Origin of the sequence: Marinifaba aquimaris, assembly GCF_013328345.1 — a bacterium.
Classification (GTDB): Bacteria; Pseudomonadota; Gammaproteobacteria; order Enterobacterales; family Alteromonadaceae; genus Marinifaba; species Marinifaba aquimaris.
This window is the reverse complement of the sequence record NZ_JABULX010000028.1, coordinates 24,749-48,511: the sequence shown is the minus strand read 5'-3', so window position 1 is coordinate 48,511 and position 23,763 is coordinate 24,749. Positions and strand designations below refer to the sequence as shown.

The 23,763-nt window shown below is 39.9% G+C and carries 25 protein-coding genes; 17 read left to right on the top strand and 8 right to left on the bottom strand.

Going from position 1 to position 23,763, the window contains the following annotated elements:
- Positions 1–78 precede the first annotated feature (78 nt).
- From HR060_RS15430 to HR060_RS15415, 4 genes are all read left to right on the top strand, one after another.
- Positions 79–381: a peptidylprolyl isomerase gene (locus HR060_RS15430; protein ID WP_174201190.1), complete on the top strand. Its 303-nt coding sequence runs from the start codon at positions 79–81 to the stop codon at positions 379–381.
- Positions 382–398: 17 nt separating this feature from the next.
- The gene (locus HR060_RS15425; protein WP_174201189.1) at positions 399–1,532 is read left to right on the top strand and encodes a cupin domain-containing protein; all 1,134 of its coding nucleotides are present in this window, start codon (positions 399–401) and stop codon (positions 1,530–1,532) included.
- 39 nt (positions 1,533–1,571) lie between these two features.
- The gene (locus HR060_RS15420; protein ID WP_174201188.1) at positions 1,572–2,024 is read left to right on the top strand and encodes a GNAT family N-acetyltransferase; all 453 of its coding nucleotides are present in this window, start codon (positions 1,572–1,574) and stop codon (positions 2,022–2,024) included.
- Positions 2,025–2,182: 158 nt separating this feature from the next.
- Entirely contained in the window at positions 2,183–2,551 is a 369-nt protein-coding gene (locus HR060_RS15415; RefSeq protein ID WP_217434954.1) for a globin domain-containing protein, read from the top strand.
- On the opposite strand, the gene HR060_RS15410 is transcribed toward HR060_RS15415, so the two are convergent.
- Together HR060_RS15410 and HR060_RS15405 are read right to left on the bottom strand one after the other, a co-directional pair.
- On the bottom strand, positions 2,548–3,597 hold the full coding sequence (locus HR060_RS15410; protein ID WP_343044255.1) for an ATP-dependent 6-phosphofructokinase: 1,050 nt from the start codon (positions 3,595–3,597) through the stop codon (positions 2,548–2,550). The two genes, HR060_RS15415 and HR060_RS15410, sit on opposite strands and share 4 nt — an antisense overlap.
- A gap of 26 nt (positions 3,598–3,623) precedes the next feature.
- Positions 3,624–4,982, bottom strand: a complete 1,359-nt coding sequence (locus HR060_RS15405; RefSeq protein WP_174201187.1) for an MATE family efflux transporter — start codon at positions 4,980–4,982, stop codon at positions 3,624–3,626.
- A gap of 35 nt (positions 4,983–5,017) precedes the next feature.
- Between HR060_RS15405 and HR060_RS15400 the strand changes: the two genes are divergently transcribed.
- Entirely contained in the window at positions 5,018–5,647 is a 630-nt protein-coding gene (locus HR060_RS15400; protein WP_174201186.1) for a riboflavin synthase subunit alpha, read from the top strand.
- 4 nt (positions 5,648–5,651) lie between these two features.
- On the opposite strand, the gene HR060_RS15395 is transcribed toward HR060_RS15400, so the two are convergent.
- From HR060_RS15395 to HR060_RS15385, 3 genes are all read right to left on the bottom strand, one after another.
- On the bottom strand, positions 5,652–5,840 hold the full coding sequence (locus HR060_RS15395) for a CPXCG motif-containing cysteine-rich protein (RefSeq protein WP_174201185.1): 189 nt from the start codon (positions 5,838–5,840) through the stop codon (positions 5,652–5,654).
- A 116-nt stretch (positions 5,841–5,956) separates the two neighbouring features.
- Entirely contained in the window at positions 5,957–6,820 is an 864-nt protein-coding gene (locus HR060_RS15390; RefSeq protein WP_174201184.1) for a fructosamine kinase family protein, read from the bottom strand.
- A 67-nt stretch (positions 6,821–6,887) separates the two neighbouring features.
- Positions 6,888–7,451 carry an SRPBCC family protein gene (locus HR060_RS15385; RefSeq protein WP_174201183.1) on the bottom strand — a complete coding sequence of 188 codons (564 nt, stop codon included), beginning with the start codon at positions 7,449–7,451 and terminating at the stop codon, positions 6,888–6,890.
- Positions 7,452–7,632: 181 nt separating this feature from the next.
- Between HR060_RS15385 and thrS the strand changes: the two genes are divergently transcribed.
- From thrS to HR060_RS15330, 11 genes are all read left to right on the top strand, one after another.
- Complete coding sequence (gene thrS, locus HR060_RS15380; RefSeq protein WP_174201182.1) at positions 7,633–9,546, top strand: threonine--tRNA ligase; 1,914 nt, start codon at positions 7,633–7,635, stop codon at positions 9,544–9,546.
- 20 nt (positions 9,547–9,566) lie between these two features.
- Positions 9,567–10,109: a translation initiation factor IF-3 gene (infC, locus tag HR060_RS15375; protein ID WP_174201198.1), complete on the top strand. Its 543-nt coding sequence runs from the start codon at positions 9,567–9,569 to the stop codon at positions 10,107–10,109.
- Between the two features lie 100 nt (positions 10,110–10,209).
- The gene (rpmI, locus tag HR060_RS15370; protein WP_174201181.1) at positions 10,210–10,407 is read left to right on the top strand and encodes a 50S ribosomal protein L35; all 198 of its coding nucleotides are present in this window, start codon (positions 10,210–10,212) and stop codon (positions 10,405–10,407) included.
- 15 nt (positions 10,408–10,422) lie between these two features.
- Positions 10,423–10,776, top strand: a complete 354-nt coding sequence (gene rplT / locus HR060_RS15365) for a 50S ribosomal protein L20 (RefSeq protein ID WP_174201180.1) — start codon at positions 10,423–10,425, stop codon at positions 10,774–10,776.
- A 266-nt stretch (positions 10,777–11,042) separates the two neighbouring features.
- Positions 11,043–12,023, top strand: a complete 981-nt coding sequence (gene pheS, locus HR060_RS15360) for a phenylalanine--tRNA ligase subunit alpha (protein WP_174201179.1) — start codon at positions 11,043–11,045, stop codon at positions 12,021–12,023.
- Between the two features lie 17 nt (positions 12,024–12,040).
- Positions 12,041–14,431 carry a phenylalanine--tRNA ligase subunit beta gene (gene pheT / locus HR060_RS15355; RefSeq protein ID WP_174201178.1) on the top strand — a complete coding sequence of 797 codons (2,391 nt, stop codon included), beginning with the start codon at positions 12,041–12,043 and terminating at the stop codon, positions 14,429–14,431.
- A gap of 2 nt (positions 14,432–14,433) precedes the next feature.
- The gene (locus tag HR060_RS15350; protein WP_174201177.1) at positions 14,434–14,736 is read left to right on the top strand and encodes an integration host factor subunit alpha; all 303 of its coding nucleotides are present in this window, start codon (positions 14,434–14,436) and stop codon (positions 14,734–14,736) included.
- 40 nt (positions 14,737–14,776) lie between these two features.
- Complete coding sequence (locus HR060_RS15345; RefSeq protein WP_174201176.1) at positions 14,777–15,169, top strand: AAA family ATPase; 393 nt, start codon at positions 14,777–14,779, stop codon at positions 15,167–15,169.
- A 4-nt stretch (positions 15,170–15,173) separates the two neighbouring features.
- Positions 15,174–16,565 (top strand): Na+/H+ antiporter NhaC family protein, encoded by a 1,392-nt coding sequence (locus HR060_RS15340; protein WP_174201175.1) that lies wholly within the window; start codon positions 15,174–15,176, stop codon positions 16,563–16,565.
- Positions 16,566–17,690, top strand: coding sequence for an anhydro-N-acetylmuramic acid kinase (locus HR060_RS15335; protein ID WP_174201174.1), 1,125 nt, complete (start codon positions 16,566–16,568; stop codon positions 17,688–17,690). It abuts the gene before it with no gap.
- A 31-nt stretch (positions 17,691–17,721) separates the two neighbouring features.
- Positions 17,722–18,594, top strand: a complete 873-nt coding sequence (locus HR060_RS15330) for a hypothetical protein (RefSeq protein ID WP_174201173.1) — start codon at positions 17,722–17,724, stop codon at positions 18,592–18,594.
- A 303-nt stretch (positions 18,595–18,897) separates the two neighbouring features.
- On the opposite strand, the gene rsmF is transcribed toward HR060_RS15330, so the two are convergent.
- The 3 genes from rsmF to HR060_RS15315 form a co-directional block, all read right to left on the bottom strand.
- Positions 18,898–20,334 (bottom strand): 16S rRNA (cytosine(1407)-C(5))-methyltransferase RsmF, encoded by a 1,437-nt coding sequence (gene rsmF / locus HR060_RS15325; RefSeq protein WP_174201172.1) that lies wholly within the window; start codon positions 20,332–20,334, stop codon positions 18,898–18,900.
- Between the two features lie 101 nt (positions 20,335–20,435).
- Positions 20,436–20,876 carry an Hsp20 family protein gene (locus tag HR060_RS15320; RefSeq protein ID WP_174201171.1) on the bottom strand — a complete coding sequence of 147 codons (441 nt, stop codon included), beginning with the start codon at positions 20,874–20,876 and terminating at the stop codon, positions 20,436–20,438.
- A 245-nt stretch (positions 20,877–21,121) separates the two neighbouring features.
- Entirely contained in the window at positions 21,122–22,330 is a 1,209-nt protein-coding gene (locus HR060_RS15315) for an SGNH/GDSL hydrolase family protein (protein ID WP_174201170.1), read from the bottom strand.
- 129 nt (positions 22,331–22,459) lie between these two features.
- Here HR060_RS15315 and HR060_RS15310 point away from each other — a divergent pair, with 129 nt between their 5' ends.
- On the top strand, positions 22,460–23,596 hold the full coding sequence (locus tag HR060_RS15310) for a BaiN/RdsA family NAD(P)/FAD-dependent oxidoreductase (RefSeq protein ID WP_217434952.1): 1,137 nt from the start codon (positions 22,460–22,462) through the stop codon (positions 23,594–23,596).
- Positions 23,597–23,763: the final 167 nt, after the last annotated feature.

Sequence of the window (23,763 nt, the reverse complement as noted above, 5' to 3'; positions counted from 1 at the left end):
TTAAAAAGGATAGACAAAGATAAAATAGCGAGATATCAAATTTGACAGCGATTTATCATATCGCCTCGGTAGTAAATAATGATCAAAGTAAAAAGAGGCCAATATAAAACGGCCGCAGCCCTTCATATCCTGACAAGAAACGAAAAGTTAGCAAACGAAATCAAACAACGCGCGGACAAAGGTGAGAGTTTTGAAAAGCTTGCTCGCCAGTATTCTAACTGCCCAAGTAAGAAAAAAGGTGGCAACCTTGGCGAATTCAAAAAAGGCAGTATGGTCGCTGCGTTTGATAATGCTGTCTTTAGTGGTGAATTACTCAAGCCTATTGGTCCGGTAAAAACCAAGTTTGGTTATCATATTATCAAAGTGCTTTATCGCACTTAGTCGCTAAGGGGAAAAATATGTCTGATTATCAATGGCACGGTATTTCACCTGAAGAGTTTATGAAAACTTATTGGCAGAAAAAACCAGCGCTACTTAAAGGTTTATTCAAAGACTTTAGCGATCCTATTCAACCCGATGAACTTGCTGGCTTAGCTGCCGAGCAAGAGGTTGAATCTAGAGTGATAGCCAAAAACGAAGAGAAATGGCATGTCGAACATGGGCCATTTGAGGATTACAGCGAATTTGGTGAATCTGATTGGACCCTTTTAGTGCAAGCGGTTGATCACTGGTGGGAAGAAGGTGCGGATCTAGTCGATGCATTTAGGTTTATCCCAAATTGGCGTATAGATGACTTAATGGTTAGTTTTTCCACACCGGGTGGTGGTGTCGGAGCACATCTTGACCAATATGATGTTTTTATCATTCAAGGGCAAGGAAAACGCCATTGGCGCGTGGGTGAAAAGCAACCAACCACAAATAAAATACCACACCCAGATTTACTGCAAATTGAAGGTTTTGAAGCCGTGATTGATCAGGTTTTAGAGCCGGGGGATGTACTTTATATTCCACCAGGTTGTCCTCACGAGGGTTATGCAATTGAAAATGCACTTAATTATTCGGTGGGTTTTAGAGCGCCTAATCAGCAAGATTTCATTTCGTCATTTGCCGATCATGCTTTAGCTGAAGAGTGTTTTAAAGCACGTTACACCGATCCTGACCTCGTACCTAGAGAAAACGTCGCAGCAGTTAGTGATACCGAGCAAGCCGCTATAAAATCATTAATGTTAGCTAGTCTAGATAATGAATCAGAGTTTCAATCTTGGTTAGGTTGCTACTTAAGCCAAGCCAAACACGACTTAGACATTCACCAGCCTGAACCTCATTATCAGATTGAAGATATCGACGCCATGCTGGATGAAGATGAGGTTTTACGGAAATTAGGTGGCCTAAGATGTTTAGTTATTGGTGGACGATGGTTTGTAAACGGTGAGGAATGGTCAATCTCAGCTCAACAAATTGATTTTGCGACTTATATTTCAAATCAACAAAACCTTGATGTTGATATGATTAAAAAGTATACAAAAACATTAGCTGATAAGGAACTATTAACTAAACTTGTGAATCACGGGTACATTTATAGTCTTAGCTAACTTTTGCCCGTAATGTGCAATACGTGGGGGGGAGTTAGTATGTTTCACATCGAGCACAATTCATGGCAGTCAAGATGCCAAGATATTCGACGCGTAAGAGAGTGCGTTTTTGTTTATGAATGTCGAATACCTAAGACTGTAGAATTTGATGCTGCAGACCCCCTATCTGAGCATGTGGTTGTTTATGATGATGAGCAGCCGATCGCAACAGGGCGACTATGCCCAGACGGCTATTTGAGTAGAGTGGCCGTCATACCTTCAAAACGAAAAACCCAAGCGGCAAAGATAGTCATTCAGCACCTTACTGATATTGCAAAGCGCAAGAAAATGGAAAAACTCATGGTTTCAAGTGATCTACTCCATGTCAGTGATATGTTGTCTCAAGGCTTTCAGCCTTGCAGTGGTGTCTATATGGAAGCAGGTGTTGCACGACAAAAATTTTCATGTCCAACTCATCAATTTTGTTCGACCTGCTGGGTGGCATGGCACTAGTTAATCACAAGATTTTTGAACTAAACTCCTAATGCTGAGCTATTCTGTGAGTTATTACTTTTTATGAGAAATCAGGAAGATAGATGACTCCAGAGCAAATTGTATTTGTTCAATCAAGCTGGGAAAAAGTGGTCTCAATTGCTAAAGATGGTGCCTAGCTGTTTTATAATCGATTATTTGAAATAGACCCTTCTACTCGGCAGTTATTCTCCAGTGATATTGACGAACAAGGCAAAAAGTTAATGACCGTTTTGACAACTGTCGTTCGAGGGTTGAAACGTATCGATCAACTTCAGCAAACCGTCTGGCAATTGGGTCGACGTCACGCTGTATATAAAGTTACCGACAAACATCACTCGAGTGTTGCTCAAGCGTTGTTGTGGACGTTAGAACAAGGTTTAGGCACTGCTTTTGATAAGCAAACACGGCAAGCTTGGACGGATGCTTACACGCTACAGGCAAATGTTATGAGGGAAGGTGCTAATCACCCTAATGCAAATTACGACGATTGGCTTGAGCAAAGTTAATCTGAATTGAGCTCATTCACTAAATCAAATAATTGGTGTTGAATGGCAAAAAGTGCAATATCGAGCTGTTTTTTCTTTTCGTATGTGTCGGTTAATGACGTTAACACAATCTCATTTTTTACTTCACCTACCATCATTTTATTTTTGCCGCTAACTAAACTATCGACAGCGCAAGCGCCGAGTTTGGTTGCCAAAACTCTGTCTTGAGCACATGGCGTTCCACCTCTTTGTATATGGCCTAAAATGCAAGGTCTGCATTCTATGCCAATCTGTTTGGTAAGCATGTCAGCGACCTGCTGAGCATTGCCAATAGGATGGTTTTCCGTAAGCACCATGATAAAGCTATTTTTCTCGTGCAGTTTCCTTGCCGCTTCTATGTGTGCAATTATTTCTTCTATTTCTTGATGCTCACTGAGTTTAGACTCAGGGTACATCGCAAATTCAGCCCCGCAGGCAATTGATGCTTGCAGAGCAATGAAACCAGAGTGCTGTCCCATTACGTCTACTAAAAATATCCTTTCCAAGGCATCAGCAGTATCGCGAATTTTATCAATGGCGCCTACTACCGTTTCTACTGCGGTATGAAAACCAATTGTATAATCTGTGCCAAACAAATCGTTGTCGATTGTGCCAGGTACACCAATAACGGGCTTATTCCATATTTGGCTCAGTACTTGTAAGCCTCTGAATGAGCCATCACCACCAATGACGATCAGCGCATCAATATCTAAAGCATTTAAATGATTTGCAGCAAGTTCAACATAGGAAGGTAGATGAAATTTTTCACATCGTGCACTTTTAAGTAGCGTTCCACCAAGATGGATCCCTTGATTAATAGCCGCATACGAAAGTTCAATAAATTCATTATTGATAAGGCCGTTATAGCCATGTTCAAAGCCCAACACTGAAATCGAGTAATGATTGGCAGCTAACACAATTGAACGCAAACAGGCATTCATGCCAGGCGCATCACCACCACTGGTTAACACGGCTATTTTTTTATCGATACACCTTCTCAACGTCCCAAGGAAAGCGTAGTTAAACACTTGTGCTAAAGCAAAATACAGTAAATCTAATCAACGGTTATTTGATTAAACTTACGGCGTACCAATATCAGTCGGTATCCCAAGAGTATGGCTGCTGAGGTTAAGCTAATTAACAGACCTGCCCAGTAACCTTCTAAACCCATAGACGCTGACGTAAAAACGGTCGTTTCAGCAAATAGGTAGCCTGAAGGAAAGCCAATGAACCAATAAGCAATGAAAGTTAAAATCATCGGCTTAGATGTATCTTTGAACCCTCTTAGCGCACCGAGTGCAACGCATTGCACAGCATCTGAAAATTGAAAAAAAGCAGCCCAAATGAGTATGGTCATTGCCATTGTGCTAACAATGACATCATCGGTGTAAATTAAGCTTATATATTCACGACCAATGATGGTTAACAGCGCTGTAATAGTCGCTACAGATAGACCTATTATTATGCCGGCTTTGGCAGCAATAACGGCTAATTGCTTATTTTGATGCCCAATATGCTGGCCAATGACAACGGTTGTCGCCATACTCAAACTCAACGGTAGCATGTACATAATAGCGGAGAAGCTTATTGCTATTTGATGTGCAGCGGCATACTCAGGACCAAATCTCGCTATAGCCAGTGCTACACCACCAAATAGTGCCACTTCAAAAAACATGGTTGCGCCTATAGGTAAACCGATTTGTAGCAAGTTCTTTAAGGTTGATAAACGCGTTCTTAGAATCGTTATTTTATTTAAGTAAGGGCGGCATATTCTGTGTCGGTAGCTCATCACAATCAGCATGATAAACATCATGTAATGTAATAATGTCGTTGAGATCCCGCAGCCTGCTCCGCCTAGTCCCTCAAAATCACCAAGACCAAATATAAATAGTAAGTTCAGTGGGATATTGAGTAAAAAAGCAGATATTTGCACCCACATTACTGTGCGGGTGTTGCCAATTGACTCGTTGATGACCCGAAAAAGCGCAAATAAACAAAAGCCAGGTAACCCAAGTGCTAAGTAAAATAGGTAGTCTTGAGCAATTGTTTTCATTTGCTCGTCAATGCCAAGTTGGTTTAAAACTAAAGGTGTCACCAACATAAGTAATGCTGCGATAATCGACATTGATAATGCTAACGTAATACCGTTACTGATATTATGGCTAAATTGGGTACGGTCTTTGGCCCCGAAATTTCTTGAAAGCACAGGTGATAATGCAATGATCACACCCAAAGCAAAAAGTGAAATAGGATGCCAAATACCTAAAGATGTGCCAATGGCAGCCATGTCGGTTGCACTATATTGAGATGACATTATAGTGTCTGTCGTGATCATACCTGCAAGCGCAAGTTGTGAAATAACAATTGGCCAAGCTAGCTTGGCAATTTTTTTAGATTGTTGAATTAACATCATCTAACAACCTTAGTTCCAAAAAATAAGAGATAAACATGTTCACTGGGATAGTAAAACTCGAAACACAACTGACAGAATGTGTAGATACTGATTATGGTAAGCGCCTATCAATCGTATTACCAGCAGACTATAGCCATGATATCGAATTAGGAGCAAGCATTGCTCTAAACGGTGCTTGCCTCACAGTTGTAAAGTGTACCTATGACCATCAACAACAAGCTTTGGTTTCATTTGATGTGATCCCAGAGACACTTAAATTAACCAACCTTGCCGATGTTGACGTTGGGGCTTGGATCAATATTGAACGAGCTGCAAAAATGAATGCTGAAATTGGCGGTCATTTACTATCTGGTCATATCCACGCACAAGCCCAATTAGAAAACGTAATTGAGCAGGAGAAGGCCTATTCACTGCAGTTTAGCGTACCCGAACAGTGGAGTAAGTACGTTTTGCACAAAGGTTATATCGGCCTAAATGGTTGCAGTTTAACGATAGGTGAGGTCGATGCATCGCGATTTTGGATCCACTTAATTCCTGAAACGCTCAGTATTACTAATTTTGATAAGCTCAAGACAGGGGATAAGGTCAATTTAGAAATCGATAGCCAAACTCAAGCCGTCATAGATACGGTTGAAAGAGTGTTAGCGAGCAAAAACCTTATTTAAATCACTATCTATCGTCGGTTACATCTAAATCGACGTGCTCTGCTGTTGCATCCAGCCTGAAATTAATGTGAATAGCGTTACAACAAACTGGGCAGTCTTCGTAGTAATCTTGGTCACCATTACTTGCATCAATTAACAAGTGAATATGGTGACCACAATGTGGACAACGCGTAGTTTTATCTTTAATCTCCATACGTTTCTCCTTGGGTTAAAACATAGGATAGAGTGGCATCTCATACAAACTGCTAATAACGTTATCAGCAGAATTTGCACTCTTAAATTATGGCCTTTATATAGCTATTTGCGTAGTTAGATTGCTAATAAGTAGTCAATCTCAGCTTGAGCGGTATGAACATATTCACCAGCAAATAAATTGGCATGGTTGAGAATATGATAAAGGTTATAAATTCGCTTTCTTAATTCATAACCATCTTCTTTAGATGTGACAGCATAATAGCCTTGATAAAACTCAGGCGGGAACTTACCAAATAATTCAGTCATGGCTAGATCGGCTTCGTAATCACCAAAATAGCAAGCTGGGTCGAAGATGAAAGGTTTGTTATGGGCAAATCCGAGATTCCCTCGCCACAAATCGCCATGCAGTAAACTGGCTAAAGGTTTACGTTGTTTTAAAAGCCTTTCGATGATCGATATGAAGTCTTTGATATGAGTAAATTGCTGGCCAGATTCTTTCAGTAATTCAAGTTGGGCTCCTATACGCTGCTCAGCAAAAAAGCGTGCCCAGCTTTTGTGCCATTTATTCGCTTGGGTTGTTTTACCAATAAAGTTATCGCGGTCCCAACCAAACATCTCTTGGTTATCAATTAGATGAAGACCTGCAAGTTGCTCGCCTGCTTGTTGCCAAGATGTATGATTACCATTGTCGAATTCATGATGAGTCAAAACTAAATAGGCAAATGATGACGTATGGCCAAAGCAGATGACCTTGGGTGTTTTTATCGTTTGTGTATGAGCAATTTGTTTGAGTGCATCGGCTTCACAGGCAAAATGTTCTTGGTACTGTTTATCATTGATTTTGATGAATAATTTGTGTGAAGTCGTTTCAAGTGAAAATGCTTGGTGTGAATCGCCGCCACTAACAGGAGATTTGCTAATTATTTTGAAGCTACTGCCTAAGCTTGCTGCAATATCTTCTTCAATACTGTGCCACATAGTGCTACCTAAGCTTATTTGACTAGTTTAAGTATGGATTAATCAGTGTTGGTTGCAACGTGTTTGATTAGTTCGACAACTGTTTTTTTAGATTTTTAAAAGTTTTCAGTAAGTTTTGTTTAAGAATTTTATTGGCCAACCAATTTGGAATGTCTCCTCCAGCAGAGCCTGAAACTTGGTAAGTAATCGTTAGGGCTTCATCGTTTTGTTCAAGCGTGTAGTGAGCGTTGAAATAGGGAATAGCAACGTAGTCATTTTCGTATATACCTGGCTCATCAAGGCGCCTGATGGTGATTGTGTAATGCTTGTCACTATGTTTTTGAATCACAGAGTAGGTTGCTAATTGCCTATCTTTTATTGGCCAAGGAGATGAAAAGTAAATATTAACCTTATGATTAAATTCATCTATTTGGTCAATAAGCTCGACGCGTTCACAACCCGCTATCCAAAGGTGGGCTTTATCTGTTGTCAATAATAAGTTAATAAAATCGTCTGCTGTTGCTGAGACATTGAGGACAACTTTGTATTGACGGATACCTAGGAAGTTTTTCTCTCCTTTGAACAACTTCAAACCTTGATGATGATATTTCAACTGCCAATCTTGTGCCCATGCAGGCAGTGCACAAAGCATAATAAAAAATACACATAAGCGCGTTGAAAATAGAGGCATCTTTGATATAGTGTGCGCGTTTTTTAACAATTAAAAAACATCTTAAAATTATTTAGGCTTCTAATCCATAAGAAGTCATCATACTTATAACTTTATTCACGTGGCGCTTGGTATGTGTCACCACTGAAAAATAGGAAGCATCATGCCTGTTATTACTTTACCTGATGGTAGTCAACGTAGTTTTGACAACCCTGTTTCTCCATACGACGTAGCTGCAGATATTGGCCCTGGTTTAGCCAAAGCAACTATTGCTGGCCGTGTAAACGGTGAGCGCGTAGACGCTTGTGATTTAATTACTGAAGATTCGAAACTCGAGTTAATCACAGCTAAAGACGAAGACGGATTAGAAATCATCCGCCACTCTTGTGCCCACCTAATCGGTCATGCCGTAAAACAATTATGGCCTGATGCAAAAATGGCGATTGGTCCAACCATCGATAATGGCTTTTATTACGATATCGATATGGAACACTCGTTATCTCAAGACGATCTTGAGAAGTTAGAAAAGCGTATGCTTGAGCTAGCGAAAAAGAATTATGAAGTTGTTAAGAAAGAAGTTTCTTGGCAAGAAGCACGTGATGTTTTTGAGTCACGTGGTGAATCTTACAAGATGGAAATTCTAGACGAGAACATTGCAAAAGATGATCGTCCAGGTTTATACCATCATGAAGAATACATCGACATGTGTCGTGGACCACACGTTCCTAATATGAAATTCTGTCAACACTTCAAACTAATGAAGGTAGCAGGTGCGTACTGGCGTGGTAATGCAGATAACAAAATGCTTCAGCGTATTTACGGCACAGCATGGGCAGACAAAAAGCAACTAAAAGCGTATTTAAAACGTTTAGAAGAAGCTGAAAAGCGTGATCACCGTAAAATTGGTAAAGCACTAGACTTATTCCACTGGCAAGAAGAAGCGCCAGGCATGGTGTTCTGGCACAACGACGGTTGGACAATTTACACTGAGCTTGAAAACTTCATGCGTAAGCAATTAGCTAAATACAGCTATGAAGAAGTGAAAGCGCCATTAATTCTCGATGTTTCTATGTGGGAGAAGTCAGGTCACTGGGACAAATACGGTGACATGATTTTCTCAACTGAATCAGAAAAACGCACTTATGCTGTGAAGCCAATGAACTGCCCAGGCCATGTTCAGATCTTTAATCAAGGCTTGAAATCTTACCGCGATTTACCTTATCGCATGGCTGAGTTTGGATTAGTTCACCGTAACGAGCCATCGGGCTCATTGCACGGTTTAATGCGCGTGCGTTCATTTACTCAAGATGATGCACACGTATTCTGTACTGAAGAGCAGATTCTTCAGGAAGTATCTGCATGTATTGAAATGGTTTTTGACACATACAAAACATTTGGTTTTGAAGATATCGATGTCAAATTATCAACACGACCAGAGCAACGCGTAGGTTCGGATGAAATTTGGGATAAAGCGGAAAAGGCTTTAGAAGAAGCGCTTGATGCTAATGATTTAGCCTTTGAGTTACAACCGGGTGAAGGTGCTTTCTATGGCCCGAAAATTGAGTTTACCCTTCATGACTGTCTTGGCCGTGCATGGCAGTGTGGTACGATTCAGTTAGATTTCTCAATGCCAGGTCGTTTAGGCGCTACTTATGTAGCTGAAGACGGTGAACGTAAAACACCAGTGATGATTCACCGCGCGATTTTAGGTTCACTAGAGCGTTTCATCGGTATTTTAATCGAAGAATACGCCGGTATTTTACCAACTTGGATTTCACCAAAGCAGGCCGTTGTACTGAATATTACGGATAAACAGTCTGATTTTGCCCTAGATGTGGTAGAAAAATTGAAAAAAGTTGGAATTAGAGCCCAAGCAGACTTGAGAAACGAGAAAATAGGCTTTAAAATCCGCGAGCATACATTAAAACGTGTTCCTTACATGCTTGTGACAGGCGACAAAGAAGTTGAGTCTGGCCAAGTAGCAGTTAGAACACGTAAAGGTGACGATTTAGGCTCAATGCCAGTAGAAGACTTCATCAAGCTAATTAGCGAAGAAGTCGAAAATCGTACAATTTAACTCTTTTGGAGGAATGAACCATAAAAGGCGCTAGAAATAACGCGGGCAACAAAGATAAAGCTCGCATCAACGAAGAAATTACAGCTAAAGAAGTACGTTTAATCGATCAAGACGGTGAACAAGCTGGTGTTGTTAGTTTAAACCAAGCTTTGGATAAGGCTGAAGAGAGCAAGCTCGACTTAGTTGAAATTAGCCCTAACGCGCAGCCTCCGGTCTGCCGCATTATGGATTATGGTAAGTTCCTGTTCGAGAAGAGTAAAGCTGCTAAAGAGCAGAAGAAGAAGCAAAAGCAGATTCAGGTTAAGGAAATTAAATTCCGTCCTGGAACTGATATAGGCGACTATCAGGTAAAACTGCGCAACCTGAGGCGCTTTTTAGAAGGTGGCGATAAAACCAAAGTAACGATCCGTTTCCGCGGCCGTGAAATGGCTCACCAAGACATCGCGATTGACTTAATGAAACGTGTAAGAGCGGATCTTGAAGATATTGCAACGTGCGAATCTTTCCCTAACAGGGTAGAGGGTCGCCAGATGATCATGGTATTAGCCCCAGCGAAGAAGTAGTACAGGTAACTAAAGTAATTAGAAAGCTATCTCTACTTGTAGAGATGGCTTTTTTAATTCACCTTGCTGCTAAATTTTAACTGACAATGCGGAGTTGCAAATGTCTAAAATGAAAACTCACAGAGGTGCTGCGAAGCGCTTCAAAAAAACTGCTAAAGGCGGTTTCAAGTGTAAACAGTCTCACTTACGTCATATCTTGACGAAGAAGAGCTCTAAGCGTAAGCGTCATCTACGTGCTAAAACACAAGTACACGAGAATGATGTTAAATTAATCGTTCGCATGATGCCATACGCGTAATAGAGGAGACTGAGAATGCCTAGAGTAAAACGTGGTGTAACGGCACGTGCCGCACACAAAAAAGTATTAAAGCAAGCTAAAGGTTACTACGGTGCACGTAGTCGTGTTTATCGTGTTGCTTTCCAAGCAGTAACTAAAGCTGGTCAATACGCTTACCGTGACCGTCGTCAACGTAAACGTCAATTCCGTCAATTATGGATTGCTCGTATCAACGCTGCTTCACGTCAAAATGGTTTATCTTACAGCCGTTTCATCAACGGTCTTAAGAAAGCATCTGTTGAGATCGATCGTAAGATCTTAGCTGACATCGCTGTATTCGATAAAGCAACTTTCACTGCTTTAGTAGAAAAAGCGAAACAAGCTCTTTAATTCTTTTTAGTTAAAGACATTAAAACCGCTTCCATCTTTGATGAAAGCGGTTTTTTTATGTCCAAAATTCACTTTCATAAGCCACTTATCCAAATTAACTGTTAAAACCTTTGTTTAGCTACGTTTTTTTTACTTTCTATACCTAGTCAAACAAGCATCTGCATAATTTTTCAGGTAGAATTGCCGGACATTTTCTCTTTTAAAAATACAACGAAATAACCTGATTTTGTTGTAGCAACGAATTATAAACTTAGGATCATCAATCTATGAATTTAGAAGGTATTGTATCCAGCGCAAAAGACGCCATTGAAGCTGTCTCTGATCTTGCCGCTTTGGATGAAATCCGTGTCCAGTATTTGGGCAAAAAAGGTGAATTAACGCTACAAATGCGTGAATTAGGTAAATTGCCACCGGAAGAAAAACCTAAAGCGGGTCAACTTATCAACCAAGCTAAACAAGAAGTTCAACAAGCACTAAATGCGAAGCGTGAAGCGATGCAACAAGCTGAACTTAATGCAAAATTAGCACAAGAAACGATTGATGTGACACTGCCAGGTCGCGGCACTGAAATTGGTGGTTTACACCCAGTGACTCGAACGATTGAACGCATTGAAGGCTTTTTCTCTGAACTTGGTTTTCAAACGCGCACCGGTCCTGAAATCGAAGATGATTGGCATAACTTTGACGCGTTAAATATTCCAGATAATCACCCAGCACGCGCCGATCACGATACGTTCTACTTCAACCCTAAGCTTGTTTTACGTACTCAAACTTCTGGTGTACAAATTCGTACGATGGAAGCTGAGCAACCACCATTACGCATTATCTCTCCAGGTCGTGTATACCGTAACGATTACGATCAAACACATACGCCGATGTTCCATCAGGTTGAAGGTTTAATGGTTGATAAAAACGTTAGCTTCTCTGAGTTAAAAGGTATTTTGCACGACTTCTTAAACAACTTCTTTGAAGATGATTTAGAAGTGCGTTTTAGACCTTCATTCTTCCCATTTACCGAACCTTCAGCAGAAGTTGATGTTAAAGGTAAAAGCGGAAAGTGGTTAGAAGTATTAGGCTGCGGTATGGTTCACCCGAATGTACTTCGTTCTGTGGGTATTGATCCTGAAGAGTACACTGGCTTTGCTTTTGGTATGGGTGTTGAGCGTTTAACAATGTTGCGATACGGCGTAACAGATTTACGTTCATTCTTCGAAAATGATTTACGTTTCATCAAGCAATTCAAGTAAGTAGGGGATTTACAATAATGAAATTTAGTGAAGCTTGGCTACGCGAGTGGGTAAACCCTGAAATTACCAGTGATCAATTAGCCGAACAAATCACCATGGCGGGTTTAGAAGTTGATGGTGTAGAAGCGGTTGCGGGTGATTTTACTGGCATTGTTGTTGGTGAAGTTGTTGAATGTGGCCCACACCCAGATGCAGACAAACTGCAAGTGACCAAAATTAATGTCGGCGGTGATGAACTGTTAGATATTGTATGTGGTGCGAAAAACTGTCGTCTAGGCTTAAAAGTGGCGGTAGCAACGGTAGGTGCGGTCCTTCCGGGTGATTTTAAAATTAAGAAAGCCAAATTACGCGGTGTACCTTCACATGGTATGTTGTGCTCTGAAGCTGAAATGGGCTTACTCGATGAAGCGCCAGGTATCATCGAATTACCAGCAGATGCACCAATTGGCACAGACATTCGTGACTATCTAAAATTAAATGATGTTGCGATCGAAGTTGATTTAACTCCTAACCGCTCTGATTGCCTAGGTATCCGTGGTTTAGCACGCGAAGTAGGTGTTTTAAATCGCATCGATGTAACTACGCCAGAAGTGACTGCAGTAGCGCCGAGCATTGATGATCAAGTTGAATTAACACTGCAAGATGCACAGTCATGCCCTCGTTATTTATCACGTGTTATTAAAGGTGTTAACGTTCAGGCGGTTACGCCATTGTGGATGGTAGAAAAACTTCGTCGTTCAGGCATCCGTTCTATTGACCCAGTTGTCGATGTAACAAACTACATCTTATTAGAACAAGGTCAGCCAATGCATGCCTTTGATTTGTCTAAAATTGAAGGTGGTATTGTTGTACGTAAAGCTAACACTGACGAAGCATTAACGCTTTTAGATGGTACTGAAGCTAAGTTGAAAGACAACACATTAGTGATTGCTGATCAAAGTAAAGCACTTGCAATGGCAGGTATTTTCGGTGGTCAAGATTCTGGTGTGACAACTGAAACACAAGATATATTGCTTGAAAGTGCTTTTTTCGCACCTGATGCGATTAAAGGTAAAGCTCGTCAATATGGTTTACACACTGATTCATCTCATCGTTTTGAACGCGGTGTTGATTACACGTTACAGCGTGAAGCAATAGAACGTGCTACGGCTTTATTACTTGAGATTGTTGGTGGTCAAGCAGGCCCGGTGGTTGAAGCAATAAATGAAGATGCACTACCAACAGCAAAATCAGTTACTTTACGCTCTGCGCGTTTAGAGCGCGTGCTAGGTGTTAGTTTAGAAACACAAACCGTTACTGAGATCTTAACGCGCTTGGGCTTAAACCCAGAAGTAGCAGATGGACAATGGCAAGTAAGTGTACCGAGCTATCGTTTTGATATTGCTATCGAAGAAGACCTGATTGAAGAAGTTGCACGCGTTTATGGTTACAACTCAATTCCTGATGTTGCTCCAAAAGCCCGTTTAACTATGTCTGGTAAAAAAGAAAGGGCGCTTGATGTAAAACAATGTCGTCGTTTATTAGTGGCTCGTGGTTACCAAGAAGCGATTACCTATAGCTTTGTTGACCCTAAAGTACAAACCGCTTTATATCCAGAGCAAGAGTTCTTATCACTACCAAATCCAATTTCAGCTGATATGTCAGCGATGCGTTTAGGTACTTGGCCTGGTCTAGTTTCAACGTTGGCATACAACTTAAATCGCCAACAGACGCGCATGAGTTTATTTGAAACAGGCTTAAAATTTGTTCCAGACAGTGATGCTGAAAACGGTGTGCGTCAAACACCTGTCATTGGTGGTGTGATTTGCGGTAGTCGTAATGGCGAACACTGGACGCTAGATAGTGCTGCAGCAGATTTTTACGATGCAAAAGCAGATGTGGAAGCTTTAATTTCACTTACTGCTGATGTTGCAAGCTTTGAATTTAAAGCAGCAGAGCATAGTGCCTTACATCCAGGCCAAACAGCAGGTATATACCGAAATGGTCAGCTCATTGGTCATGTAGGGGCAATGCATCCTCAAGCTTATAAAGCCTGTGGTATTAAAGGTAATAAAGTTTTCTTATTTGAAATTGAACTCGATGCCTTATTAGCATTAAAAGTACCAGAAGCTCAGCCTGTTTCTAAATTCCCTGCTAACCGCCGAGATTTTGCTTTTATTGTAAAGAATGAGGTAAAAGTAGGCGAAATTCTTGATTTAATTCAAAAAGTTGGCACAAATGATTTGGTTGACCTAAACTTGTTCGATGTATACCAAGGGCAAGGTGTTGAAGACGGATTTAAGAGTGTTGCAATTGCTGTAACATTACAAAACGTTGAACGCACGTTGGAAGACAGTGACATCACAGCCATCACAGACAAAGTGATTGCTGAGGTTGAACAAGTATTTGAAGCAAAATTAAGAGAGTAACTATGGCTCTAACCAAGGCTGAAATTGCTGAACACTTATTTTTAAAGCTAGGTTTAAACAAAAAAGACGCTAAGGATATTGTCGAAGCTTTTTTTGAGGAAATAAGACAAACTTTGGAAGATGGTGAACAAGTCAAATTATCTGGCTTTGGAAATTTTGATTTAAGGACCAAGAATGAACGACCGGGGCGTAACCCTAAAACGGGTGAAGATATACCTATATCTGCCCGTCGTGTTGTAACATTCAGACCTGGTCAAAAATTAAAAAACCGTGTCGAGAATGCGCCACCTGCTCAGGAAGAGTAAGATTAAAAAGCCAGCTTTATAGCTGGCTTTATCTTTGTAAATGAAAAACTTAATTATATTACGTGGATTACCTGGTTCAGGTAAAACTACGTTTGCCGAATTACTCGGCGGTAAAATTTGTAGTGCCGATCATTATTTTTATGTTGATGGCCAATACCAATTTAATCCTGCCAAACTCAAACAAGCTCACCACCACTGTCAGCGCAACTGCCAACATTTTATGCAATCTGATGAACCGTTAATCATCATTGCTAACACTAGTTGTACAGAACGTGAACTCAAACCCTATTACGATTTAGCTAAACAATATAATTATCGTGTTCATTGCATGGTGATGGAAAATCGTCATCAAGGTGAAAACACGCACCAAGTACCATCGGATGTTTTGGCAAGTATGAAAAAAAAGCTAAAGCGAAATATATTAATTGATTGAATCGATGAATGAATTTCTAACCCTATTACCTCCTATCGTCGCCATTATTGTTGTGATGTGGCGAAAAGAAGTGAGCATTGCATTAATACTGGCAATTGTTACATCTGAAATGTTGCTGATTTGTCAGGACGATCCAAGTCGCGTATGGCTATCGATAACTAATAGCTTAGATCGCGTGGTTACAGTATTTGAAAGTGCAGGGAATACCCGCATTGTATTATTTAGTTTGATGATTGGCGCGTTAATGGCGCTTATGCGCTTCAGTGGTGGCGTTATTGCTACTGTGAAAGCAATTGTTGATAAAGGGTTTGTTAAGAATAAACGTCAAGCTGGTTTACTCAGCTATTTTGTGGGCATTGTTGTTTTTGTCGAATCAAATTTAAGCATGTTAACTACCGGGGTACTGTCTAGAGGGTTATTCGATCGCTTTGGCATCAGTCGAGAAAAACTGGCTTATATTGTCGATAGCACTTGCGCACCTGTTTGTATTTTATTGTGCTTGAACGGTTGGGGCGCTTATGTCCTCGCTTTATTATCAAATTACCCATTCGAACCCACAAGTTTAGAAATATTACTTGGCGCTATTGCGTTAAATTTTTATCCAATTCTTACTTTAGTTATGGTTTTGTTTTCAATCATCACCGATAAAGACTTTGGGCCGATGACTAAAACTAAACCGGTTAGGTTAGAAAACAATAATTTGAAGGAGTCATCACAAAGCCTACCTAAGGTGAGTGATAACAAAAAAATGCTGATGTTTATTGCGCCTCTTATTACCTTGGTTATAGGTATGGTAACTGTAATGTTATGGACTGGCCAAGGGCAGATAATTAAAGGCTCCGGCTCTCATGCAATATTTTATGCAACTGCACTGGCGTTATGCGTTGTGATTTTATTGATGTTATTAAATGGTTTTAAACAACAACAAGTGCTTAAAACAACGTACCAAGGTTTTGCCGAATTGATGCCTTTAGTGATTATCTTAGTTTTGTCTATAGCACTTGGCATGAGCTTAAAACAACTCGGCACTGGGGCTTATTTAGCGTCAGTTATGTCAACGTACTTACCCGTATTTATTATTCCAGCTTTAATTTTTGTAATAGGCGCACTCATGTCCTTTACAACAGGGACGTCCTGGGGCACATTTGCGTTATTAGTGCCGCTGGGCATGCCTATCGCGATGGAAATGGGCTTGCCCCCACAGCTCATTTTAGCTGCGGTTCTTGGTGGCGGGATTTTTGGCGATCATTGTTCACCATTGTCTGATTCAACCCTGATGGCATCTGTTGCATCTGGCTGCGATTTATTTGAGCACGTCAAAACGCAATTGCCTTATGCACTGAGTGTGGGTGCAACTACTACCGTACTTTATTTAATTACAGGTTTTTTTATATAAATGGAACAAGATTTATATGTAGGGATTATGTCTGGCACCAGCCTAGACGGTATTGATATAGCCCTTATCTCGATGAAAAGAGATACACCTTCGACATTTGAGAGTATTGCTAATGCTAGCTTTGATTTTGATGAAGACCTTCGAAGTGATTTGATTAAGCTGTGCCAAAAATTATCGAGTAACTTGGAAAAACTAGGGGAAATCGATCACAAGTTAGGTCTGAGTTATTCCGACGCAGTCAATCAATTTTTGAAACAACAAAACCTATCACCAAATCAAATTAAGGCAATTGGGTGTCATGGACAAACTGTTTTTCATCATCCAAATGGACAGTATCCTTTCAGTATGCAACTAGGTAGTGCCAGTGTGTTAGCGGCTCAAACAAATATTGATGTAGTCAGTAATTTTAGAGCGATGGATATGGCGCTAGGTGGCCAGGGCGCTCCCCTAGTACCGGTTTTTCATAGAGAGTTATTCCGAGAATACTTAGCGATAGCTACAGGTGATGTGGCTATTTTGAATATAGGTGGTATTGCAAATATCAGTTTATTAAAAAAAGAAGGTAAAGACTTTGGCTATGATACTGGGCCAGGCAATGTACTGATGGATTGCTGGATACAACAACAACGCAATCAAAAGTATGATGATAATGGCCGCTGGGCTGACTCTGGTAAGGTGAATCAAGAATTATTAGCTGGATTATTACAAACGCCTTATTTATCGCTTGGTTACCCGAAAAGTACAGGGCGGGAACTATTTAATGCCCAGTTCATTGCCAAAAATATCTCAAAATTTAATCATATTGAGATAGAAGATGTACAGGCAACTCTGTTAGCATTTACCGTATTAACCATCAGTGAGCAAATTCAGCAACATAATGTATCAGATGTGATTGTTTGTGGTGGAGGCGCTCATAATCGAAGCTTGGTTAATCAATTAAAGGAAGCATTAACGGCTAATCTGATCATTAGCGACATGTTAGATTTTGACGCAGACTATATTGAAGCGATGGCATTTGCTTGGTTTGCTGCTCAAAATATTAGCAATCAGCCGTTAAAATTGAAAAAAGTTACAGGAGCAAAGGCCGAAGGGATTGCAGGTCAGTTAACAAAATGTAATATTTAAGTTAACACTGTAGTAGTATGTGCCAATAATAATGAAAACAATAAAAGGCTTATTCATTCTATTCTTTACTTTAGCATTCAGTTTTACTGCTAAAGCTGAAGAAGTTTTACTTGCCACGATAGATGTTGATGTTCAACACGATTATCAATCTTTTCTATCTGGTCGAGATCCACTTACCATCAAAGACTTTTCTGGCGACTATTCAAGACGAGATGTCGCTGAAATCATTCTCATGCAACAAGCTTTATCCATAGGCGGTTTGAAGCAAAAGCTCGATTTTAAAGTAGTACAAGGTTATGACCACTCACTACAACTTGTCACCGCTGCGGTTGCTGTTATCAGAGGATCACCGCTTTGGGGTGCCGACGCGAGCCGATATCCAGAACAATTGTATATCTCACAAAACCTAGTTAAACCCGGTGAATTTAACGTTGGCGCTTATACTCGAAAAGCAAATACTATCGCATTGGGCAGTAATGACTACGCTAGTTTAACTCAACTCACCGCTGTATCGAGTCGAAGTTGGGTAATTGATTGGCGAACGTTAAAACGTATGAAGATGCATCAAGTCATAGATGTGCAGACTTGGCCGAAAATGGTTGAATATGTAGCTACGGGAAAAGCTGATTTTACGTTAGCACCTTTTCAATCAACACCTGATATGTCGTTAACGGTTGGCGATCACACGCTGATCCCGATCCCAAATGTCAAGGTGGCATTATATGGTTCAAGACATTGGATTGTGTCTAAACAGCATCCAAAGGGCGAAGCTGTATTCAAAGCATTAAGACAAGGTATAGCTGAATTACTTGAAGCCGATACTATTAATCGTGCTTATCAAGAGTCAGGCTTTTATCATCAAAAGACGCTCGACTGGCCATCAATAAGCCCTAAAAAAGGATAAAAAAAACCCGAACAGCTTTTCCGTTGTTCGGGCTAGGGGTGTGGCTCATGGGGTGAGCCTTTTGCGCTAACAAAACTTAAGTAAACTTGATTAAGTGATTAAATATTAGTCGAGTCATTGTGAAAATAAAGGTGATTTAACAAGCGGTTACCCGTTAATTTATTGCAAACTATTACAACTAAAGCCAAGCTGGTTAACGAACCTTGGTCAGTTTTGATAAGTCATTGTTGTGTATTAGCTTTTGAGAAATAAATATAGTTACAGGTTAATTGCTAAACTCTTTAGTATAAAAGGTTATATAAATTAAAATTTATATAACCCATCTTTTACTAAATCTCTAGATAGTTGATTTTTAAGCCTATTCCCTAGATTTTTAACAAATCCCAATACTTGATTTTGGTAACAGACAACGGCTTCTCCTTTGTCTATTTCAACTGTTTCTGGTCTTAAATCTTGCCCCATCAAATATTGCTGAGCATCCGATTCAGTTAAAATTTGTATTTGTTTTTTGAAATGGCGGCCAAAAGCAAGAGCAAATTGATGATCAAGCTTAAACCCTTTTTTGTGTATTTCAGCTAATTTAACACCAGAACGGTTTAATTTTATTTTTGCCGCAATTGGCTCGATTCCAGAAGGAAAATACCAAATTTCTTGATTACGCGTATAAAGCTCATCGCTATTGAAATAATCGAAGCCAAATTGGCTATTAATAAACGATAAAAACGCTTTGGCGTCTTTATTCGGAAGTGCTTGGTAAGGGAACTTACCTAGCTTTTTAAATGGATTGGCTTCTGTTTGCTCGACGGATGAGCGTTTTTTGATTTTAGCGACAAAAAAGCCTTCTGAGTCATAGATTTGTGGCCATACGTGTAAAAAGCCTTGTTCAGTTAAGCAGTTTTCAGCACCATCAAATAAATCCCCAAGCGGTATAAACTCTACTGCATCTTCAAAGGTTGCTTTTAGTTTCGTGCAGATAGCTTGGTTTTCAAATGGATTTAACGTACACGTAGAATAAATGAGCTCGCCACCAACCTTTAGCGCATGAAAGGCTGATATCAACAGATCAATTTGAGTCTCAGCAATAGCGTGAACCGATACTTCAGTCCAGTTCTTCATTGAATCAGGATCTTTTCTGATTGTGCCTTCACCCGAGCAGGGGGCATCAAGCAAAATACTGTCAAATGTCTCAGTTAGATGTTTGAACATTCGCCCATCCATATGAGTAATGGCAGTATTGGTGACCCCACAACGTTGAATGTTGGCTGCCAATACCTTTGTTCGTGAACTCGAAAACTCATTAGCAACTAACAGGCCTTGGTTCTTCATCAACGCCGCTAGCTGTGTTGTTTTAGACCCGGGTGCGGATGCGACATCTAGTGCCGTTTCAATATTGGAGTTATCCTTGAGTAAGGCTTGTGGCGGTAACATTGAACTCGCTTCTTGGATATAAAACAAACCAGTGAGGTGTTCGAAGGTATTACCCAGCGATATTTCAGCTTCTTGTTCATTATAACGCGTTAACCAAAAACCAGATTCACACCATGGTATAGGCGATAGTGTCCAATCTCGTTTGGCTGCAAGTGCTTTAAAATCGGCTATTGATATTTTTAAGGTATTGACTCTGATGCTTTTTCTTAAAGGCTTTTGACAATATGCTAAAAAGTCTTCAAGGCAAAGGTGCTCGGGTACATGAGGGCGAATAAAGTCAACAAAATGTTGTGGAATATAGGCGTCAGCCATGTTCAAACTCAGTGAAATTTTTTGCGCACTTTAACACAAAACAAAAAACCGAGCCAAAGGGCTCGGTTTTAAGTGCAATCAATAATAAGGGGGCGCGAAGTTTAACCTTCTATTTGTTTTTGCCCTGAACTGATTTTGATAGAGCGAGGTTTAAGTGCTTCAGGTACTTCGCGCTCTAACTCAATATGTAATAAACCGTTCTCTAGCGCTGCTGAGTTGACTTTTACGTGGTCACCCAATTGGAACTTACGTTCAAAGTTACGCTCAGAGATGCCTTTATGTAAAAATTGGCGGTTATCTTCAACTTCAGGTTTAACGCCTTTAACAACTAAGTTGTTTGCTTCAACTTGGATATCGAGTTGTTCTTCTGTAAAGCCTGCCACAGCCATTGAAACGCGATATAAATTCTCGCTGATAAGTTCAATGTTGTATGGAGGGTAGCCGTTTGATTTTTCTTGACGGCTTGCATTGTCAATCATGCTAGCTAAGTGATCAAAGCCAATGAATGAACGGTATAGTGGAGATAGATCTAAATTACGCATAATACATATCCTATTTTTAGCAATATGAGCTTTTATTGCTCAACCTTCGATTTCGACAGGTCTTTAGTAGCGAATAAAAACTAAAAAGTTTATAAAGTGCCTTCTAATCTTAGACAGGCGTTTTATCGTCCTAGCGTCTCTAGCAACGATAACTAATAGATAAGAACGCACTTTAATTTTTCAAGAGAAAAAATATAAAAAACTAAAAATAAAATATTAGGTTATTGTTTTTAATGATTTTATTTTTATAAATTTATTTTTCTATTTTCAATATGCTCAATTAGTAATGCTGAAATTGCTTGGTGCTCTTTCGCACTTGGATGCCATTGGCAGCTTTGCCCAGTGACGGCACTGGCATAATTTAGATAAGAAATGGCAATACCTTGTTCATGTAGCTCACTAACAATTTGTTGGTTAAGTGGCGTTAAGTGATCTTCAGGGTATAAACGAGTAGACATCATTACAAAAGGGGTTTCTTTTCCGTAAACACTTGCTAAATTTTGTATCCAACTTTTTGCCGTTTGAATATAGTCCTGCTTTAGTGCCGTTAGGTTGGACCACTTTTCATGCTCAACGTGTTGTCTTAATGCTGTAGTAAAATCGTTGTGCCCAAGCTCAATGACGATTAGGCTTGCTTTATCATTTGCATAAGACCACTGCCATTTTTCCTTGATGGTTGGGTTATCAACCACTTCAGTACCCAGTAATACTGAGTCACTAAAAGATAAAAAACTGTGTTTTTGCCCATGACCGCCCCAGTTACGGACAATGCCTGCGCCTGAATAAGATTGACTGTAATTATCAGCATCAAAGTGTTTGGCGACGAGGCTAGGGTAGGCTTTTAAATGATTGGTATATTGACGAATTTCGTCTTGGGAGCATTCTCGTGTAGGTGATTCATTACCATAGCCTGCGCCATGGCTATCAGTAAAAAACTGAATACGTGCTTTATCACTTTGTTTAATTTGATAAAAATAATCAGCTGAAGTACTGGATTGGGTATTTGATGATGCATTACTGCTGTTTTGTTTATCGGAATGCCAAGAAACTAAATAACTGGGCTGGAAGTGATCTTCATTACGTTTAGTTAAAATGACCTTGTGTGGGTGATTCGATAAATTATCAGCCAATAAATAGGTGTGTTTACCCGGTTTGGTTTCTAACACAAATTGAGTACTTCCAATTTTGACATCGAAATAATTTTTTGGCCCATCCAAGGTAACAGCAATCTTAGACCCATCGATTGTGGTTGCTAAGCTAACCCCTGGCCAACTAAAAGCTAACCCTTTCTCGGTAATTAATGTTCTGCCTTTAACTTCAATGACATGTTCATAAGGTAGCTGAGTTAAACCTGTTGGCTCATCAAGTAAATGAGAATTAGCAATTGAAGTAAATGAAGCAAGTAGCGACGTTGCAAAAGTGAGTGATATAGCTTGTTTTTTAGACCAACGCATGAAAATACATCCTTATAATTATTATGGTTCAAAATCATATCAGCTTATAATGGCTCAATTGTGTTTAATGAGACGAAAAACGTGCAAAAACAAGATGTATTGGTTATTGGCGCAGGAGCTGCAGGCCTAATGTGTGCCGCCCAAGCTGGTTACAGAGGGCGAAGTGTTACCGTTATCGATATGGGTAAAAAGCCTGGTCGAAAAATATTAATCAGTGGTGGTGGTCGTTGTAACTTTACCAATGAAAATGCTTCACCTGAAAACTACCTCTGCCAGAACCCGCACTTTGTTAAATCTTGTTTAAGTCGTTATACACAGCATGATTTTATTGAATTAGTTGATAGGCACGGTTTGGCTTACCACCACAAAACACTAGGGCAATTGTTTTGTGACAATAGCGCGCAAGACATCGTTGATATTTTACTGACCGAATGCGAATGGGCAGGCGTTAATATTCAATTGCGCTCAGAAGTGTTAAATATTGAAAAAAATGACGATGGATATTTAGTAGAAACCAATCAAGACACTTTTCAGTGTGAATCTGTAGTGGTTGCTTCTGGTGGTTTAACTATGCCTAAATTAGGTGCTACACCTATCGGCTATAAAATTGCTGAACAATTTGGTTTAAATGTTTTACCCACCATGGCAGCCTTGGTACCCTTTACGCTACACGACCATGATAAAAAGCGCTTCGAAGCCTTATCCGGTATAAGCGTGCCGAGTCTGGTTAAGAGTGAAGATGGTACTGAGTTTAAAGAAAATATACTTTTTACCCACCGTGGTTTATCAGGCCCTGCCATATTACAAATATCATCTTTTTGGCGAGCTGGCCAAGCCGTCACTATTAACTTATTACCTGAATTTAATTTAGCCGAATCAATTGCAGATTGGCAAACGAGCCAAGCTGATAAGTCATCCAAAAACTTACTCGCGACTATTTTACCTAAACGTTTAGTTGAATCACTGATTGCAAGTGGCGATATTATCGATAAACCAATCAAACAATTTAACCAACCAGAAATAAATGCACTAAGTGAATATTTACACCATTGGACAATTAAACCCAATGGGACAGAAGGTTATCGTACTGCTGAAGTCACATTAGGTGGCGTGGACTCGGATGAATTATCGAGTAAAACCTTTGAAGCTAAAAAAGCTAAAGGGCTTTACTTTATTGGTGAAGTCACCGAAGTAACAGGTTGGTTAGGCGGCTATAACTTCCAATATGCCTGGAGTTGCGGTTGGGCCTGTGGCCAAGCTTGTTAAAGCTCATTTGTCACAAAACGAGGTTTTACATAAAAGCCTCGTCTTATTGAATTATCAAAACAACTTTAAACTTTCCCAATCGTAAAAATACTCTCTTCTACTATCCCATTTCGATTCAACTTGTTTTCAAAAAAATAAATTTGAAAAAAATCTAAAAAAAAGTGAAC

What these genes read in the sequence shown, in the direction of transcription:
- HR060_RS15430 (WP_174201190.1), top strand. Translation starts at nt 79, where the DNA reads ATGATCAAAGTAAAAAGAGGCCAATATAAAACGGCCGCAGCCCTTCAT.
- HR060_RS15425 (WP_174201189.1), top strand. Translation starts at nt 399, where the DNA reads ATGTCTGATTATCAATGGCACGGTATTTCACCTGAAGAGTTTATGAAA.
- HR060_RS15420 (WP_174201188.1), top strand. Translation starts at nt 1,572, where the DNA reads ATGTTTCACATCGAGCACAATTCATGGCAGTCAAGATGCCAAGATATT.
- HR060_RS15405 (WP_174201187.1), bottom strand. Translation starts at nt 4,982, where the DNA reads ATGATGTTAATTCAACAATCTAAAAAAATTGCCAAGCTAGCTTGGCCA.
- HR060_RS15400 (WP_174201186.1), top strand. Translation starts at nt 5,018, where the DNA reads ATGTTCACTGGGATAGTAAAACTCGAAACACAACTGACAGAATGTGTA.
- HR060_RS15395 (WP_174201185.1), bottom strand. Translation starts at nt 5,840, where the DNA reads ATGGAGATTAAAGATAAAACTACGCGTTGTCCACATTGTGGTCACCAT.
- HR060_RS15390 (WP_174201184.1), bottom strand. Translation starts at nt 6,820, where the DNA reads ATGTGGCACAGTATTGAAGAAGATATTGCAGCAAGCTTAGGCAGTAGC.
- HR060_RS15385 (WP_174201183.1), bottom strand. Translation starts at nt 7,451, where the DNA reads ATGCTTTGTGCACTGCCTGCATGGGCACAAGATTGGCAGTTGAAATAT.
- thrS (WP_174201182.1), top strand. Translation starts at nt 7,633, where the DNA reads ATGCCTGTTATTACTTTACCTGATGGTAGTCAACGTAGTTTTGACAAC.
- rpmI (WP_174201181.1), top strand. Translation starts at nt 10,210, where the DNA reads ATGTCTAAAATGAAAACTCACAGAGGTGCTGCGAAGCGCTTCAAAAAA.
- rplT (WP_174201180.1), top strand. Translation starts at nt 10,423, where the DNA reads ATGCCTAGAGTAAAACGTGGTGTAACGGCACGTGCCGCACACAAAAAA.
- pheS (WP_174201179.1), top strand. Translation starts at nt 11,043, where the DNA reads ATGAATTTAGAAGGTATTGTATCCAGCGCAAAAGACGCCATTGAAGCT.
- pheT (WP_174201178.1), top strand. Translation starts at nt 12,041, where the DNA reads ATGAAATTTAGTGAAGCTTGGCTACGCGAGTGGGTAAACCCTGAAATT.
- HR060_RS15350 (WP_174201177.1), top strand. Translation starts at nt 14,434, where the DNA reads ATGGCTCTAACCAAGGCTGAAATTGCTGAACACTTATTTTTAAAGCTA.
- HR060_RS15345 (WP_174201176.1), top strand. Translation starts at nt 14,777, where the DNA reads ATGAAAAACTTAATTATATTACGTGGATTACCTGGTTCAGGTAAAACT.
- HR060_RS15340 (WP_174201175.1), top strand. Translation starts at nt 15,174, where the DNA reads ATGAATGAATTTCTAACCCTATTACCTCCTATCGTCGCCATTATTGTT.
- HR060_RS15335 (WP_174201174.1), top strand. Translation starts at nt 16,566, where the DNA reads ATGGAACAAGATTTATATGTAGGGATTATGTCTGGCACCAGCCTAGAC.
- HR060_RS15330 (WP_174201173.1), top strand. Translation starts at nt 17,722, where the DNA reads ATGAAAACAATAAAAGGCTTATTCATTCTATTCTTTACTTTAGCATTC.
- rsmF (WP_174201172.1), bottom strand. Translation starts at nt 20,334, where the DNA reads ATGGCTGACGCCTATATTCCACAACATTTTGTTGACTTTATTCGCCCT.
- HR060_RS15320 (WP_174201171.1), bottom strand. Translation starts at nt 20,876, where the DNA reads ATGCGTAATTTAGATCTATCTCCACTATACCGTTCATTCATTGGCTTT.
- HR060_RS15315 (WP_174201170.1), bottom strand. Translation starts at nt 22,330, where the DNA reads ATGCGTTGGTCTAAAAAACAAGCTATATCACTCACTTTTGCAACGTCG.
- HR060_RS15310 (WP_217434952.1), top strand. Translation starts at nt 22,460, where the DNA reads ATGTGTGCCGCCCAAGCTGGTTACAGAGGGCGAAGTGTTACCGTTATC.